Here is a 15,527-nt window from a genome sequence, read left to right as displayed (position 1 = left end):
CCTCAGGCGGTCCGACGCCGGAGCAGCGCGAAGCAGGCCCAGCAGGCGAGGGCGGCGAGGGTCAGCACGATGCCGGTCTCGACGAGCTGCAACGGCCAGTAGTGCGCGACGGGATGGACCAGCGCGTCGGGCTCGCCGGACGCCGCCCCGGGTCTGGCCACATGCGTGACCTCCCAGTCCGAGAGGGCGACGCCGTCGAGGGCGGTCCGGACCTTCGGCCACAGCGCGGAGCGGTACAGCCCCGCCGTGACGAGCACGAGGGAGGTGCCGAAGAAGGCCAGGCCCAGCCCGCTCAGTGTGCGCCGCATCAGCATCCCGGCCAGCGCGCCCAGAACCAGGGCGAGGAGCACGTGCGCGACCAGGGCCGGGCCGGTGGAGAGGAAGATGTCGTTCTCGTACCAGCCGCGGCGGTCCTCGGGGTGGCCCGTGCTCCACACCCACCGGAAGAGCAGCGTCAGGCCGGTCGTGCCGCCGGTCAGCAGCAGGGCCGGGACGGCGAGCTTGGCGGCGAGCCAGCGGACGGGGCTGACCGACTGGACCCAGGAGAGCGCTGCGGTGCCCTGTTCCAGTTCGCGACCGATCAGGGCGCCGCCGGCGAACACCGCGACCGCGAGCGGAAGGAGCGCCATCACGCGGGCCTGCAGGTGGAGGGGGATGTAGGCGTCGAAGGGCTCCGGGTCGATGCAGCGCGGAGCGCAGGCGGGGTCGTACCGTTCGTCCCCCGCGCTCAGCCACAGGGCGCGAAGGAGCCAGCCGGATCCGGCCGCGACGAAGGCGAGCCACAGCCACAGCGCCGTGCGGTGCAGGCGCAGCACCGACCAGGTCAGGCCGTGCGGCCGGGGCGGCCGCGGGCGCGGGGAGAGGGCGATGGCGGTCATGCTGCGGCCTCCTGGCGGGATACGGGCGTGGCGTCGGCGGTGAGCAGGGCGGGCACCCCGGGGTTGCGCAGATGGGCGAGGACCAGTTCCTCGAGGGTGGGCTCCTCCACGAGCCAGTCGCCGCGGTCCAGCGCTCCGCCGGGGCGGACCAGCGCGGTGCGCCCGCGCCCGTTGGCGTGTTCCTCGACGACGGTGTGGGGGCCGAAGTCCCCGGCGGTGCCGGTGAGCCGGCGGTGCGCGGCCAGCAGGTCGTCCACGTCTCCCGCCAGCCGGACCCGGCCCTCGCCGAGCAGCAGCAGGTGGTCGCAGACGCCGTCCAGCTCGGCGACGACGTGCGAGGACATCACGATGGTGGTTCCGTGCTCCGCCGCCGAGGCCATGAGGGCGCCGGTGAGCTCGTGGCGGGCGAGCGGGTCGAGGTCGGCCATCGGCTCGTCCAGCAGCAGCAGTTCGGCCCGTTTGCCCAGAGCCAGGGCGAGCGCGACCCGCGTGCGCTGGCCGCCGGAGAGGGTACGGATCCGCGCCCCCGGCGCCAGACCGCTGCCGTACGCGACGCGTTCGGCGGCCTCCCGGTCCCAGTGGCCGGGGTTGAGCTCCGCGCCGAGCCGCAGCGCCGCCGCGACGGTCAGCTGCGGGTGGAGCGGCTTGTTCTGGGCGACGTAGGCGAGACGGGTGCGGGCCACACCGGGAGCCGTGCCGCACACGAGCAGCTCCCCCTCGGTGGGCCGCAGCAGTCCCGCGGTGAGCGCGAGCAGCGTCGACTTGCCCGCGCCGTTGGGCCCGACGAGCGCGCAGATCCGGCCGGCCGGCAGCCGGAAGGAACAGTCCCGCAGGACGGGGTCCCGGCCCCACGCGTAGCGCATGCCGAGTCCGGCCGCCTCGACGGCGGCCGCTTCCTCGTTCATCTCTCCCCCTCGGAGAATTCCTGGTCCAGTACGGAGTGGAACAGCGCGGTGGCGTCATCGCGGTCCAGGCCCCCCGCGCGCGCCCGGCGCATCCAGTCGCCCAGTTCCGCGGCGAGCGGCGAATCGGCCGGGGCGGCGCCGAGCGACTTCTGTACGAAGGTCCCGAGGCCGCGCCGTGCCTCGACCAGGCCCTCGCGCTCCAGTTCGCGGTAGGCCTTCAGCACGGTGTTCGGATTGACCGCGGTCGCCTCGACGACCTCCCGGGCGGTGGGCAGCCGGTCCCCGGGCTGGAGCAGCCCCAGCCGCAGGGCCTGTTTGGTCTGCTGCACGATCTGGAGGTAGGTGGCGACCCCGCTGCGGCGGTCGATACGGAACTCGACCATGCCTCAACCCCCCTTTCACTAATCAAGTAGTGAAAGGGTGTTGGATGGCGCGGTCCCTGTCAAGTCCCGCGGCCCGCCCGGCAGCGGGGCACGACACTTCGGCGGCCGCCGAAACGTCCGTGGCGCATGCTGGGGACATGGTGCGAACCGATCACGCGGGAAGGGCTCTGGCCGCCCTCGCGGCCCTGCTCGCGGACGAGACCCGGGCCGCGATCTGCCTGGCGCTGCTCGACGGCCGGGCGTGGACCGCGGGGGAGCTGGCCCGGTACGCGGGCGTGGCGCCCTCCACCGCCAGCGAGCACCTGGGCCGGCTCGTCGCGGGCGGGCTGCTCGCCGAGGAACGCCAGGGCCGGCACCGCTACGTACGCCTGGCGGACGCGCGCACCGCGCAGCTCGTGGAGGACCTCGCCGCCCACACCGGCCCGCCCCGCGGCGCGCCGCGCACCCTGCGCGAGGCGAGCGCCGGCAGCGCCATGGCCCGCGCCCGCACCTGCTACGACCACCTCGCTGGACGCCTGGGCATCCTCGTCACCGACGCCATGACCGCACGGGGACTGCTCCGGCAGACCACGGGCTTCGCCCTCACCGATCAGGGCATGGCGTGGTTCGGCGGCCTCGGCGTCGACCTGGCCGCCGCGCGCACCGGCCGCCGTCCGCTCGCCCGCCCCTGCCTGGACTGGACCGAGCGCCGCCCGCATCTGGCGGGCGTCGCCGGGGCGGCCCTGTGCGGGCACGCCCTCGACTCCGGCTGGTGCGTGCGCATCGGCAGCGGCCGGGCCCTGAAGCTCACCGCGCGGGGCCGCGAGGCCCTCCACACGCACCTCGCCATCGCGCCCGACGCACTGGAGGCACCCGCCGCATGAACCGCTCCGACGCCTTCCGCGCCCTCCACCACGCCGAGCGCCCGCTCTTCCTGCCCACCGCGTGGGACCGCGCCTCGGCGGCCGCCCTCGCCGCCCGCGGCTTCCCCGCGATCGGCACCACCAGCCTGGGCGTCGCGGCCGCGGCCGGGCTCCCGGACGCGACCGGCGCCACCCGCGAGACGACGCTGTGGCTCGCCCGCGACCTCGCCCGGCTGCCCGTCCCGGTCAGCGTCGACATCGAGGGCGGCTTCGGCTCCACGCCCGACGACGTCGCCGACCTCGCCGCCGAACTCGAACGGGCCGGCGTCGCGGGCGTGAACATCGAGGACGGCCGCCCCGGCGGAACCGGCCTCACCGACAGCGCCCCGCAGTGCGAACTCATCGCCGGGATCAAGCGGGCCGCGCCCGGACTCTTCGTCAACGCCCGCACCGACACCTACTGGCTCGGCACTGCCGAGAAGGACCGGGAGGAGGACCCGGAGCAGGAGACCCGCCGCCGTGCCGCCGCCTACCTCGCCGCAGGCGCCGACGGGATCTTCGTGCCCGGCCTGGCGGAGGAGAGCGCCATCGCCGCGCTCGCGGCCGACCTCGACGCGCCGCTCAACGTCCTGCTCGCGCCGGGCGGCCCCGGCCTGCCCCGTCTCGCCGAGCTCGGAGTGCGCCGGGTCAGCACCGGCTCGCTGCTCTTCCGGACCGCCCTCCGCGCCGCCGTGGAGACCGCCGAACTCGCCGCCCGCGGCGAACCGGTCCCGGCGGGGCCGCCCTCGTACGCCGAGGCCCAGGGCCTCGCGGACGCCTACGCCCCCGCGGCGACGTAGGCGGCGACGTGGGTACGCGGGGCGGGAAGCCGACGGCCCGGGCGGCCGGGCGAGCAGGGAGGTCCGTCTGCTCGCCCGGGCCGCCCGGGCCCGCGGGTCAGGGGTGTCAGCCGCGCCGGTCGGCCAGCAGCGACTCGACCCGCTCCCGGACGTCCGCGGTGTCCAGCCCGCGTACGGTCAGGGTCGTGCGGCGACGCAGCACGTCGTCCGCGGTCTCGGCCCACTCGTGGTCGCGGGCGTAGACGACCTGCGCCCAGATCTCCGGGCCCTCCGGGTGGATCCGCTCACCGAGCGCCGGGTCCTCGTTGACCAGCCGGGCGATGTCGAAGGACAGCGCGCCGTAGTGGGTGGCGAGATGACGGGCCGTCAGCGGATCGAGGCGCTGCCCCGGCTCGCGGTCCACCAGCAGCCGGTGGGCGACCGCGTTGGGGTTGGCGACGCCGGGCAGCGGGACCCGCCTGGGCAGGTGGTCCAGCGGCTCCATGTCCTCGTTCAGCGGGCCGCCGGGGAGCTTCGCGAGCTTGGCCATGACGGTGCGCCCGATGTGCCGGTAGGTGGTCCACTTGCCGCCCGCGACCGACAGCATGCCGCCGCTGCCCTCGGTCACGACCGTCTCGCGCCTGGCCTTCTCCACGCCTCCGGGGCCGCCGGGCAGCACCCGCAGGCCCGCGAAGGCGTAGGTGATCAGGTCACGGGACAGGTTCTCGTCCCGCACGGAGTGGGCGGCCTCGTCCAGGATCTGCGTGATGTCGGACTCGGTGGCCCGGACGTCGGCCGGGTCGCCGGTGTACTCCTCGTCCGTGGTGCCCAGCAGCAACTGGTCCTCCCACGGCAGGGCGAAGGTGATGCGGTACTTGTCGATCGGGGTGGCCATGGCGGCCTTCCACGGCGCCTTGCGCTTCAGGACGATGTGGGCGCCCTTGGACAGCCGGATGCTGGGGGCGGCGCCCTTGTCCTCCATCTGCCGCAGGTGGTCGACCCACGGGCCGGTCGCGTTGAGCACCAGCCGCGCGTCGACGCCGAACTCGGTGCCGTCCAGGCGGTCCTTGAGCTCCGCGCCGGTGACCCGGCCGTGCGTGAAGCGCAGGCCCTTGACCTCGGCGTGGTTGAGGACGACGGCACCCGCCTCGACGGCCGCGCGCACCGTCATGACCGCCATCCGCGAGTCGTTCATCTGGTGGTCGTAGTAGACCGCGACGGCCTTGAGGTTCTCGGTGCGCAGGGCCGGGTTGGCGGCCGCCGCCCTGGCCGGGGAGATGACCCTGCCGACCCCGTCCCCGAAGGCGGACAGCGCCGAGTAGGCGAAGACGCCCGCCCCGAGCTTGGCGGCGCCGACCGGTCCGCCCCTGTAGACCGGCAGGTAGAAGGTGAGCGGGTTGACCAGGTGCGGAGCCACGTCCCTGGCCAGGACCCGCCGTTCCATGTGGTTCTCCGCCACCAGCTTGACCGCGCCGGTCTGCAGGTAGCGCAGACCGCCGTGGACGAGCTTGGAGGAGGCGGAGCTGGTGGCGCCGGCGAAGTCGCCGGCGTCCACCATCGCGACCCGCAGCCCCGACTGCGCGGCGTGCCATGCCACGGAGGTGCCCAGGATGCCGCCGCCGATGACCAGCAGGTCGTAGGTGGCGCGGCTCAGCAGTTCCCGGGTCTCGGCGCGGCCCGGGTTACGGCCGGCGGTCGGATGCGTCCCGAGAGCCGGGACGTGCTGCAGGGTGCTCATGATCGGTTCACTTCTCCTCTTCGATCCAGCCCATGGTCCGCTCGACGGCCTTGAGCCAGTTCTTGTACTCGCGGTCGCGAGCGTCCGCGGCCATACGGGGGGTCCATTCGGCGGCCCGCCGCCAGTTGGCGCGCAGCTCGTCGGTGTCCTGCCAGAAGCCCACCGCGAGGCCGGCCGCGTAGGCGGCGCCCAGGCAGGTGGTCTCGGCGACCAGCGGGCGCACGACGGGGGCGTCCAGGAAGTCGGCGAGGGTCTGCATCAGCAGGTTGTTCGCGGTCATACCGCCGTCGACCTTGAGCGCGGTCAGTTCCACGCCCGAGTCCTTGGTCATCGCGTCGACGATCTCGCGGGTCTGCCAGGCGGTCGCCTCCAGCACCGCGCGGGCGATGTGCGCCTTGGTGACGTACCGGGTGAGGCCGGCCATCACACCGCGGGCGTCGGAGCGCCAGTACGGGGCGAACAGACCGGAGAAGGCAGGCACGAAGTAGGCGCCGCCGTTGTCCTCGACCGACAGGGCCAGGGTCTCGATCTCCGCCGCGGTCTTGATCAGGCCCATCTGGTCGCGCATCCACTGCACCAGCGAGCCGGTGACCGCGATCGAGCCCTCCAGGGCGTACACCGGCTTCTTGTCGCCGATGCGGTAGCCGACGGTGGTGATCAGGCCGTTGTAGCTGTTGATCGGCTTCTCGCCGGTGTTCATCAGCAGGAAGGTGCCGGTGCCGTAGGTGGACTTGGCCTCGCCCTCGGAGAAGCAGGTCTGGCCGAACAGGGCCGCCTGCTGGTCACCGAGCGCGGAGGCCACCGGCACGCCCGCGAGGGCGCCGGAGGCGGCCGTGCCGTACACCTCGGCGGAGGAACGGATCTCCGGCAGCACCGCGGCGGGGACGCCGATCGACTCGAGGATCTTCTCGTCCCAGTCGAGGGTGTGCAGGTTCATCAGCAGGGTGCGGGAGGCGTTGGTCACATCGGTGACGTGGTGTCCGCCGTTCACACCGCCGGTGAGGTTCCAGATCACCCAGCTGTCCATGGTGCCGAAGAGGATCTCGCCGCGCTCGGCGCGCTCGCGCAGGCCCTCGACGTTGTCGAGCAGCCAGCGGATCTTCGGGCCGGCGAAGTAGGAGGCCAGCGGCAGGCCGGTCTCCCGGCGGAAGCGGTCCTGGCCGACGTTGCGGCCGAGCTCCTTGCACAGCGCGTCGGTACGGGTGTCCTGCCAGACCAGGGCGTTGTGCACCGGCTCACCGGTCGCCTTGTCCCACAGGACGGTTGTCTCGCGCTGGTTGGTGATGCCGATCGCCTTGACGTCGTCGGCGGTGATGCCGGCCTTGCTGACCGCCTCCTCGACGACCTCCTGGACATTGGTCCAGATCTCGGCCGCGTTGTGCTCGACCCATCCCGGCTTGGGGAAGATCTGCTCGTGCTCCTTCTGGCCGACCGAGACGATCCGGCCGTCCTTGTCGAAGATGATGCAACGCGAGGACGTGGTGCCCTGGTCGATGGCCGCGATGAACGGGCCTGCGGTGTGGGCGTCGGTCACGGTGTGCTCCTCAGGTCCTTGGGATGTCGGGGGCTGCTTCTCAGAATGCGATCTTGTAGAGGCCGGCCGCGAGGACCGAGCCCACGATCGGGCCGACAACGGGTATCCAGGCGTAGCGCCAGTCGGAGCCGCCCTTGTTGGGGAGCGGCAGGAGGGCGTGCACGATACGCGGACCGAGGTCGCGTGCCGGGTTGATGGCGTATCCGGTCGGCCCGCCGAGGGAGAGGCCGATGCCGACGACGACCAGCGCGACCATCAGGGTGCCGGTACCGGAGACCGCCAGGCCCTTGGTGAGGCCGAGGGTCAGGATGAACAGCACCAGGACGAAGGTGCCGATGATCTCCGTGGCGAGGTTCTGCGCCACATTGCGGATCTCGGGGCCGGTGGAGAATACGCCCAGCACCGGGCCGGGGCCCGTGGCCTGCTTCTCGGCGACGGCGGTGGCCTGGGCCCCCGGTCCGCCGGTGATCTCGGCGTCGGTGAGGTGGGCCTGGAACTGGCCGTAGTACGTGATCCACACCAGGGCCGCGCCGATCATCGCGCCCAGCATCTGGCCGGCCAGGTAGACCGGGACCTTGCTCCACTCGCCGCTCTCCACCGCGAGGCCGATAGTGACGGCCGGGTTCAGATGGGCGCCGGAGAGGGAACCGGAGATGTAGGCGCCCGCCAGAACGGCGAAGCCCCATCCGAAGGTGATGGCCACCCAGCCGGCGTTGCGGGCCTTGGAGCTCTTCAGGGTGACAGCCGCGCAGACGCCGCCGCCGAGGAGGATCAGAACGGCGGTACCGATGGTCTCGCCGATGAAGATGTGGTCGCTGGACATGCGACTCCTTTGTCCTTCGTCCAGGGGAAGGCGAACCCCGGTCCCGTTCCGGGGCTCGTGGGCCTGTTGCCAGGCCCTCGGCGGTCCCACGGCTGTGTCCACCTTACCGACTAGGTCGGCTGGTGTTCGACAATGTCGACCGCCGAACGAGAGTGTTCTCCTGCACAACCGGGCGCGTCAAGGGTTCGTCAGGTTGCGGAAAGGTCTCCGAGTCGGGTCCCGGCCAGGTGTCAGAAGCGGCCGGCGCCCAGGTCACGGGAGACCGCCCTGGCGCAGTCCCGCACCGCCGCGACCAGTTGCGGCCGGATCTCGCCGTCCGCGCAGACCCGTTCGACCGCACCGGTGACGGCCACCGCCCCCACGGGCATGCGGTGCCGGTCGTGGATGGGAGCGGCGATGGAGGCCACCCCGTCCCAGGTCTCCTCCAGGTCCGAGCCCCAGCCCCGGGCGCGGGTGAGGTCCAGCACACCCTCGAAGTCCGCGTCCTCGGTGATCGTGCGCGCGGTCAGCGGCTCGCGCTTCAACTCGGCCGCCTCGCTGTGCGCGACCGGGTCGAAGGCCGCGAGCACCTTGCCCAGCGCGCTGCTGTGCAGCGGGTGCATGGCCCCGACCTCCAGCACCTGCCGGCTGTCGTCCGGGCGGAACACGTGGTGGACGATGAGCACCCCCTGCTGGTGCAGTACGCCCAGGTAGACGGCCTCGCCGCTGGAGCGGGCCAGGTCGTCTGTCCACACCAGGGCGCGGGCCCGCAGTTCGTGGACGTCCAGATAGCTGTTGCCGAGCCGCAGCAGCTCGGCCCCCAGCTGGTAGCGGCCCGAGACCGGGTCCTGCTCGACGAAGCCCTCCTGCTGCAGCGTGCGCAGGATGCCGTGCGCGGTGCCCTTGGCCAGACCCAGGGAGGAGGCCACGTCCGACAGGCCGAGCCTGCGCTCGCCGCCGGCCAGCAGGCGCAGGATCGCGGCCGCCCTGCTGAGCGACTGGATGGGACCTGGCATGAACAACCCCTCCGTTAGGAACGACCACGCGCCGATATGACTGGTTCGACAATGCTGAACGATGTCAGACGATGCCGACCGTCATCATCCCAGAGAAGAGTGTGGCACCGCCGTCCGCCCCTCGGAATGCCCGGCGGCGGAATCCGGTGTCTTGGCTACGCTGGCCTGGTGTGTACCAGCAGGACCGGCACACACCAAGCCGACAGCCGTCGCACCCCAGGGAGCACACCCATGGCCCAGCCGTCCCTCATCCCCGCGAGCAGTGCCCGAGCCGCAGCACTGCGAGAGGCCCTGGCGACCCGGGTGGTCGTCGCAGACGGGGCGATGGGCACGATGCTCCAGGCGCAGAATCCCACCCTCGACGACTTCCAGGGACACGAGGGCTGCAACGAGGTCCTCAACGTCTCCCGCCCCGACATCGTCGCCTCCGTCCACCGCGAGTACTTCGCCGTCGGCGTGGACTGCGTGGAGACCAACACCTTCGGCGCCAACTTCTCCGCCCTCGGCGAGTACGACATCGCCGACCGCATCCTGGAGCTGTCCGAGGCCGGTGCCCGCATCGCCCGCGAGGCCGCCGACGAGTTCACCGCCCGCGACGGCCGCCCGCGCTGGGTCCTGGGTTCCATGGGCCCCGGCACCAAGCTGCCCACGCTCGGCCACATCGGCTACGGCGCCCTGCGCGACGCGTACGAGCAGAACGCCGCCGGGCTCCTCACCGGCGGTGCCGACGCGCTGGTCGTGGAGACCACCCAGGACCTGCTGCAGACCAAGGCCGCGGTCATCGGCGCCCGCCGGGCCCTGGAGGCGGCCGGTCTCGACGCGCCGCTGATCTGCTCGGTCACCGTCGAGACCACCGGCACCATGCTGCTGGGCTCCGAGATCGGCGCCGCGCTCACCGCGCTGGAACCGCTCGGCATCGACATGATCGGCCTGAACTGCGCCACCGGCCCGGCCGAGATGAGCGAGCACCTGCGCCACCTGGCCCGGCACGCCGGCATCCAGCTCTCGTGCATGCCCAACGCGGGCCTCCCCGTCCTCGGCAAGGACGGTGCGCACTACCCGCTGACCCCCGGCGAACTCGCCGACGCGCAGGAGGCCTTCGTCCGCGAGTACGGGCTGTCCCTGGTCGGCGGCTGCTGCGGCACCACCCCCGAGCACCTGCGCCAGGTCGTCGAACGGGTCCGCGGCCACGAGATCACCCCGCGCTCGCCGCGCCCCGAGCCGGGCGCCTCCTCGCTGTACCAGACCGTCCCCTTCCGCCAGGACACCTCCTACCTGGCCATCGGCGAGCGCACCAACGCCAACGGCTCCAAGAGGTTCCGCGAGGCCATGCTGGACGGCCGCTGGGACGACTGCGTTGAGATGGCCCGCGAGCAGATCCGCGAGGGCGCCCACCTGCTCGACCTGTGCGTCGACTACGTCGGCCGCGACGGCGTCGCCGACATGAACGAGATCGCCGGACGCCTGGCCACCGCCTCCACCCTGCCGATCGTGCTGGACTCCACCGAGCCCGAGGTGCTCCGCGCCGGCCTGGAGAAGCTCGGCGGCCGCGCCGTGATCAACTCCGTCAACTACGAGGACGGCGACGGCCCCGGCTCCCGCTTCGCCCGCACCACCCGTCTGGCGGTGGAGCACGGCGCCGCCCTGATCGCGCTCACCATCGACGAGGAGGGCCAGGCCCGCACCCCCGAGGCCAAGGTGGCCGTGGCCGAGCGCCTCATCGCGGACCTGACCGGCAACTGGGGGATCGCCGAGAGCGACATCATCGTCGACTGCCTGACCTTCACCATCGCCACCGGCCAGGAGGAGTCCCGCAAGGACGGCATCGCCACCATCGAGGCGATCCGCGAGCTCAAGCGCCGCCACCCGGACGTGCAGACCACGCTCGGCCTGTCGAACATCTCCTTCGGCCTCAACCCGCCCGCCCGCATGGTGCTGAACTCGGTCTTCCTCCACGAGTGCGTCGAGGCCGGGCTGGACTCGGCGATCGTGCACGCCTCCAAGATCCTTCCCATCGCGCGCATCCCCGAGGAGCAGCGCGAGGTCGCCCTCGACCTCGTGTACGACCGGCGCCGCGAGGGCTACGACCCGCTGCAGCGCTTCCTGGAACTGTTCGAGGGCGTCGACACCAAGTCGGTCAAGGCCGGCCGTGCCGAGGAGCTGGCCGCGCTGCCGCTCGACGAACGGCTGCAGCGGCGCATCATCGACGGCGAGAAGAACGGGCTGGAGGAGGACCTGGACGAGGCCCTGAAGGCCCGTCCCGCCCTCGACATCGTCAACGACACCCTCCTGGAGGGCATGAAGGTCGTCGGCGAGCTGTTCGGCTCCGGCCAGATGCAGCTGCCGTTCGTCCTGCAGTCCGCCGAGGTGATGAAGTCCGCAGTCGCCCACCTCGAACCGCACATGGAGAAGTCCGACGCCTCCGGCAAGGGCACCATCGTGCTGGCCACCGTCCGCGGCGACGTCCACGACATCGGCAAGAACCTCGTCGACATCATCCTGTCCAACAACGGCTACAACGTCGTCAATCTGGGCATCAAGCAGCCCGTCTCGGCGATCCTGGACGCCGCGCAGGAGCACACGGCGGACGTCATCGGCATGTCCGGGCTGCTGGTGAAGTCCACGGTGATCATGAAGGAGAACCTGGAGGAGCTGAACCAGCGCGGCCTCGCCGCCCGCTACCCGGTCATCCTCGGCGGCGCCGCCCTCACCCGGGCCTACGTCGAGCAGGACCTCCACGAGCTCTACGAGGGCGAGGTCCGCTACGCCCGCGACGCCTTCGAGGGCCTGCGCCTGATGGACGCCCTCATCGCCGTCAAACGCGGCGTGCCCGGAGCGAGCCTGCCCGAGCTCAAGCAGCGCCGGGTGGCCCCGCGTCAGGGCGTGGTGCCCGAGCCGGAGGAGAACCGCGGCCAGATCCGCTCCGACGTGGCCGTCGACAACCCGGTGCCCACACCGCCGTTCTGGGGCTCCCGCGTCGTCAAGGGCATCCCGCTCAAGGACTACGCGTCCTGGCTGGACGAGGGCGCCCTCTTCAAGGGCCAGTGGGGGCTCAAGCAGGCCCGCGCCGGCGGCCCCACGTACGAGGAACTGGTGGAGAGCGAGGGCCGTCCGCGGCTGCGCGGGCTGCTGGACCGCCTGCAGAGCGAGGGGCTGCTGGAGGCCGCGGTCGTCCACGGCTACTTCCCCTGCGTCTCCAAGGGCGACGACCTCATCATCCTCAACGAGGACGGCACCGAGCGGACCCGCTTCACCTTCCCGCGCCAGCGCCGCGGACGCCGGCTCTGCCTCGCCGACTTCTTCCGCCCCGAGGAGTCCGGCGAGACCGACGTGGTCGGCCTCCAGGTCGTCACCGTCGGCAACCGGATCTCCGAGGCGGCCAACGAGCTCTTCGCCGCCGACGCCTACCGCGACTACCTCGAGCTGCACGGCCTGTCCGTCCAGCTCGCCGAGGCCCTCGCTGAGTACTGGCACGCCCGGGTCCGCGCCGAACTGGGCTTCGCCGGGGAGGACCCGGCCGCGATGGAGGACATGTTCGCCCTGAAGTACCGCGGCGCCCGCTTCTCCCTCGGCTACGGCGCCTGCCCCGACCTGGAGGACCGGGCCAAGATCGCGGCGCTGCTGGAGCCCGAGCGGATCGGGGTCCTGCTGTCGGAGGAGTTCCAGCTCCATCCGGAGCAGTCCACCGACGCGATCGTCATCCATCACCCGGAGGCCAAGTACTTCAACGCGCGGTAGTCGGACGGACGTCGTACACTGGACGGTCCGAACGGCACCTGGCCGGTCGCACGCCCCCACCACCCGGGCGCGAGGCGACCGGCCTTTGTGCCCCCTGGACACAGAGGAGTGGGGCGCATGACGAGCGGTATTCCCGCCATCGAGATCCGGCCGGCCCGGGAGGCAGGCCTGCAGGCCGTGCTCCTGGACATGGACGGCACGCTGGTCGACACCGAGGGCTTCTGGTGGCACGCGGAGGTCGAGGTCTTCGCGGAACTCGGCCACGTGCTGGACGACACCCACCGAGAGGTGGTCGTGGGCGGTCCCATGGCGCGCAGCCTGGGACACCTCATCTCGGTCACCGGCACGGACGCCACGCTCGCCGAGCTCTCCGCGCTGATCAACCTGCGCTTCGTCGAGCTGATCGGCCGCGGTGTGCCGCTGATGCCGGGCGCGCAGCGCCTGCTCACCGAGCTGGCCGCGCACGGTGTGCCCACCGCTCTGGTCTCCGCCTCCCACCGGCGCATCATCGACGCCGTCATGCTCTCCCTCGGCGCCGACAACTTCGCCTTCTCCCTGGCCGGGGACGAGGTCGAGCGGAGCAAGCCGCACCCCGACCCCTACCTGGTCGCCGCCGCGCGGTTCGGCGCGGACCCCGCGCGGTGCGTGGTGGTCGAGGACACCCCCACCGGGGTCGCCGCGGCGGAGGCGGCCGGCTGCCGGGTCGTGGCCGTCCCGTCCATCGCCGCGATCGAGCCGGTGCCGGGGCGGACGGTGGTGAGCTCCCTGGAACGGGTCGACGTGCCATTTCTGCGCTCTCTGATTGCGTCCGTTCACTGAGAGTCGCCATGAATTGAGCGGAAACTCTGGGCGCTTGCCCGGCTATTTTCCGTGACGATTCGGAGTGCCGAATTGTTTACTGGCCAGTACCTCAGGACGTGATACTTTTCACGTCGGTGAGCGTCGACAACGCGGACCGGACGTGCTTCGACCCGTCAAAAGACGGTGCAGTCAGTGCGGTTGTGTCCGGATTGAGGGGCGGAGGGCTGTTCGTGCCACTGTCCGGATATCGGTACGGCACTCCCTGTTATCCGCCCGTGACGCGGGCTCAACTTCTTCGTGCCCGGGGGCGGTCCACCGGAATGCCGGTCACCGGTAATTGCGGGTATCGTCGCCCCGCTCAACACTGCACGGCCGAGGGCCGGAAGAGGGAGAACAACGAGGATGAATCGCAAGCTACTGGTGCTGCCGGCCCTGCTGGGCCTCGCCGCGCCCGTACTGGCCGGCTGCGGTGGCTCGACCGGCGGCGGCGGTGGCGGTGACGCCATCGTCATCGGCACGACGGACAAGATCGAGGTGTCCAAGGACCAGCCCTCTCCCCTGGACCCGGCCACCTCGTACGACAGCGCGTCCTGGAACTTCTTCAACAACACCTTCCAGATGCTGCTGGGCTACCCGCGCAGTGCCACCACCCCGCAGCCGGACGCCGCGAAGTCCTGCGGCTTCTCCGACACCAAGTCCGAGACCTACCGCTGCACCCTGCGCGACGGCCTGAAGTTCTCCAACGGCCACGACCTCACCTCGCAGGACGTCAAGTTCTCCGTCGACCGCCTGCTGAAGATCAAGAGCGACTTCGGCCCGGCCAGCCTCCTGTCGAACGTCGACACGGTCGAGACGCCGGACGACAAGCAGGTCGTCTTCCACCTCAAGGCGCCGGACGCCACCTTCCCCTTCAAGCTGGCGACCCCGGCCGCGGCCATCGTCGACAGCGAGGTGTACGACGCGTCCAAGGGCCACGAGGGTCTCGACATCGTCGGCTCCGGTCCCTACAAGGTCGACTCCTGGGGCAAGGACAAGGCCGTCTTCAGCGCCAACCCCAACTACAAGGGTCTGGTGACGCGGAACAACGAGAAGATCGAAGTCCACTTCTACCCGGACTCCGAGCAGATGAAGAAGGCGCTCGCCGACGGTGACATCGACGTCGTCACGCGCACCTTCACCCCCGATCAGATCAACCAGATCGAGCAGGGCAAGCTGGAGCACGTCAAGGTCACCGACGCCGCCAGCGGCGCCGTGCGCTACATGTTCTTCAACATCGACGACCCGTCGGTGAAGTCGGAGGCGGTCCGCGAGGCCATCGCCCGCGTCATCGACCGCGACGCGCTCACCCGCGACGTGCTCGGCCGTACCGCCACCCCGCTGTTCGGCGCCGTGCCGACCGGCATCGTCGGTCACAGCAACGCGTTCTTCAACAAGTACGGCGAGCCCAGCCGCGAGAAGGCCGCCCAGGTGCTGAGCGCCGCCGGCATCAGCACTCCGGTCAAGCTCACCTTCTCGTACCCGACCAACCGGCCCGCCTCCCCGAACAAGGCCGAGGCGGAGGACCTGCGCAAGCAGCTCAACGCCAGCGGTCTGTTCGACGTGACCCTCAAGGGCACGAAGTGGGACACGTTCCTCCCGGGCGCGGTCAAGGGCAGGTGGGCGGCGTACTCGCTCAGCTGGCTCCCCGACTTCCCCGACGCGGACAACTACATCGCGCCGTTCTTCGCCGAGGGCTTCCTGAACCTGAACTACCCGGGCGGGTCCATCAAGTCCTCGCTCCTGCCCACCACCCGTCAGTCCGCCGACCGCGGCAAGACCGACGAGGACTTCGGCCAGATGCAGGAGATCCTGGCGCGCGATCTCCCGATGATCCCGCTCTACCAGGACAAGCAGTACGTCGCGACGCGCGACGACATCACGGGTGCCGAGTGGTGCCTGAACTCCTCCTCCACCACCCAGTTCTGGGAACTGGGCAAGGGCGTGGCAGGATGAGCCACCGGCTCGCACGGACCCGGGCATTCCACCCGGGTCCGTGCGAGCCGGGGCCAGTCCGTACAACGAAGCTGTGAGGG

Annotated in this window: 12 protein-coding genes; 5 read left to right on the top strand and 7 right to left on the bottom strand. The window is 71.5% G+C overall.

Annotated features, from left to right (window positions below):
• Window positions 1–2: 2 nt before the first annotated feature.
• The 3 genes from ACWDAS_RS01350 to ACWDAS_RS01340 are packed head-to-tail and all read right to left on the bottom strand — an operon-like array spanning window position 3 to window position 2,166.
• Window positions 3–878: a hypothetical protein gene (locus ACWDAS_RS01350; RefSeq protein ID WP_450386295.1), complete on the bottom strand. Its 876-nt coding sequence runs from the start codon at window positions 876–878 to the stop codon at window positions 3–5.
• Window positions 875–1,783 carry an ATP-binding cassette domain-containing protein gene (locus ACWDAS_RS01345; protein ID WP_450386293.1) on the bottom strand — a complete coding sequence of 303 codons (909 nt, stop codon included), beginning with the start codon at window positions 1,781–1,783 and terminating at the stop codon, window positions 875–877. Before ACWDAS_RS01345 ends, ACWDAS_RS01350 begins: the two co-directional genes overlap by 4 nt.
• Window positions 1,780–2,166 (bottom strand): GntR family transcriptional regulator, encoded by a 387-nt coding sequence (locus ACWDAS_RS01340; protein ID WP_450386292.1) that lies wholly within the window; start codon window positions 2,164–2,166, stop codon window positions 1,780–1,782. The genes ACWDAS_RS01345 and ACWDAS_RS01340 overlap by 4 nt, the downstream gene beginning before the upstream one ends.
• 137 nt (window positions 2,167–2,303) lie before the next feature.
• On the opposite strand from ACWDAS_RS01340, the gene ACWDAS_RS01335 reads away from it, so the two are divergent.
• Together ACWDAS_RS01335 and ACWDAS_RS01330 are read left to right on the top strand one after the other, a co-directional pair.
• Entirely contained in the window at window positions 2,304–3,029 is a 726-nt protein-coding gene (locus tag ACWDAS_RS01335; RefSeq protein ID WP_450386290.1) for an ArsR/SmtB family transcription factor, read from the top strand.
• Entirely contained in the window at window positions 3,026–3,847 is an 822-nt protein-coding gene (locus ACWDAS_RS01330; protein ID WP_450386289.1) for an isocitrate lyase/PEP mutase family protein, read from the top strand. Before ACWDAS_RS01335 ends, ACWDAS_RS01330 begins: the two co-directional genes overlap by 4 nt.
• A 106-nt stretch (window positions 3,848–3,953) precedes the next feature.
• Here ACWDAS_RS01330 and ACWDAS_RS01325 read toward each other — a convergent pair whose 3' ends face one another.
• From ACWDAS_RS01325 to ACWDAS_RS01310, 4 genes are all read right to left on the bottom strand, one after another.
• The gene (locus ACWDAS_RS01325) at window positions 3,954–5,564 is read right to left on the bottom strand and encodes an FAD-dependent oxidoreductase (RefSeq protein ID WP_450386287.1); all 1,611 of its coding nucleotides are present in this window, start codon (window positions 5,562–5,564) and stop codon (window positions 3,954–3,956) included.
• A 7-nt stretch (window positions 5,565–5,571) separates the two neighbouring features.
• Window positions 5,572–7,098: a glycerol kinase GlpK gene (glpK, locus tag ACWDAS_RS01320; protein WP_450386286.1), complete on the bottom strand. Its 1,527-nt coding sequence runs from the start codon at window positions 7,096–7,098 to the stop codon at window positions 5,572–5,574.
• Between the two features lie 40 nt (window positions 7,099–7,138).
• Window positions 7,139–7,921: an MIP/aquaporin family protein gene (locus tag ACWDAS_RS01315; RefSeq protein WP_450386282.1), complete on the bottom strand. Its 783-nt coding sequence runs from the start codon at window positions 7,919–7,921 to the stop codon at window positions 7,139–7,141.
• Between the two features lie 230 nt (window positions 7,922–8,151).
• Window positions 8,152–8,916 (bottom strand): IclR family transcriptional regulator, encoded by a 765-nt coding sequence (locus tag ACWDAS_RS01310; RefSeq protein ID WP_450386280.1) that lies wholly within the window; start codon window positions 8,914–8,916, stop codon window positions 8,152–8,154.
• Between the two features lie 231 nt (window positions 8,917–9,147).
• On the opposite strand from ACWDAS_RS01310, the gene metH reads away from it, so the two are divergent.
• From metH to ACWDAS_RS01295, 3 genes are all read left to right on the top strand, one after another.
• Window positions 9,148–12,654: a methionine synthase gene (gene metH / locus ACWDAS_RS01305; protein WP_450386278.1), complete on the top strand. Its 3,507-nt coding sequence runs from the start codon at window positions 9,148–9,150 to the stop codon at window positions 12,652–12,654.
• A 117-nt stretch (window positions 12,655–12,771) separates the two neighbouring features.
• Window positions 12,772–13,473: an HAD family hydrolase gene (locus ACWDAS_RS01300; RefSeq protein ID WP_450386276.1), complete on the top strand. Its 702-nt coding sequence runs from the start codon at window positions 12,772–12,774 to the stop codon at window positions 13,471–13,473.
• A gap of 384 nt (window positions 13,474–13,857) precedes the next feature.
• Window positions 13,858–15,447: an ABC transporter substrate-binding protein gene (locus ACWDAS_RS01295; protein WP_450386275.1), complete on the top strand. Its 1,590-nt coding sequence runs from the start codon at window positions 13,858–13,860 to the stop codon at window positions 15,445–15,447.
• Window positions 15,448–15,527: the final 80 nt, after the last annotated feature.

The organism is Streptomyces sp. NPDC001070 (assembly GCF_053598835.1).
Note: the sequence above shows the minus strand (reverse complement) of the source record. Positions and strands in the feature narration are given on the sequence as shown.